The organism is Chitinophaga sp. 10T418, assembly GCF_056394125.1.
On record NZ_JBFTHG010000057.1, the window covers coordinates 1 to 662 of the forward strand.

Below are 662 nucleotides of genomic sequence, written 5' to 3' on the forward strand. Positions count from 1 at the left end.
ACAGTGACATACAGTGAAAATGTGCTCGTGAATACTGCTGGCGGTGTGCCATCGATTAGTGTAAACATAGGAGGAACAAATGTTTCAGCGGTTTATACCGGAGGTACCGGTACACAGGATTTATCCTTCAGCTACACTGTTCAGAATGGAGACCTGGATATGGACGGTATCACACTCGGCACTAACCTGTTGCTGAATGGCGCTACCATTAGAGATGCAGCTAGTAACAATGCTGCCCTCCTCTTAAATAATATAGGCAATACCACGGGCGTATTCGTAAATACGGTACACCCAACAGTGACGTTGTCTACTGCCGCTGGGGCCATTGTTAATGCACCGTTTACTGTAACTGCTGTCTTCAGCGAAGTGGTAAATGGTCTTACAACCGGAGACTTTACGTTGACTAACGCTACAGCTGGCGCGCCGCAAACCACCGACAGCAGCACTTATACCATCGTTATCACACCGATAACTGATGGAGCTGTCAACGTTTCATTGCCTGCGGATGTAGCAGTGAATATTGGCGACAACGGTAATACTGCCAGTAACACGATTAGTGTAACAGCAGATGTGACGGCGCCGGTAGTTACACAGGTAAACGTACCTGCGAATGGTTACTATAAAGCCGGTAGTGTGCTGAACTTTACAGTGACATACAGTGA

Annotated in this window: 1 protein-coding gene; it reads left to right on the plus strand. The window is 47.3% G+C overall.

Features of this window, described 5'->3' with window-relative positions; translation table 11 throughout:
• A partial coding sequence (locus AC1DCV_RS35755) for an Ig-like domain-containing protein (RefSeq protein ID WP_477027679.1) occupies positions 1 to 662 on the plus strand: 662 nt, incomplete at both ends.